The organism is Pseudoalteromonas sp. HM-SA03 (genome assembly GCF_002289345.1).
In the GTDB taxonomy this organism is placed as follows: Bacteria; Pseudomonadota; Gammaproteobacteria; order Enterobacterales; family Alteromonadaceae; genus Pseudoalteromonas.
Window position 1 is genome coordinate 1 of the sequence record NZ_NSDG01000127.1, and the last position, 211, is coordinate 211.

Consider the following 211-nt stretch of genomic DNA (forward strand, 5'->3'; position numbering starts at 1 on the left):
CTGCACAAAATGGGCGAGGATGTGAGCGAAAAGCTGGAGTTTATCCCGGCCCAGGTCAAAGTCATCGAACATGTCAGACCAAAATACAGCTGCCGGCACTGTGAAAAAACACAAACCCGGGTTGAGATAAAACAAGCGCCTGTCCCACCGAGCCCGGTCCCGAAAGGTATTGCCACGGCCAGTTTGCTGAGCCAGATCATCACCAGTAAAT

Annotated in this window: 1 protein-coding gene; it reads left to right on the forward strand. The window is 52.1% G+C overall.

Going from position 1 to position 211, the window contains the following annotated elements:
• On the forward strand, nt 1-211 hold a 211-nt coding region (locus CKO50_RS23035), incomplete at both ends, for an IS66 family transposase zinc-finger binding domain-containing protein (protein ID WP_176474737.1).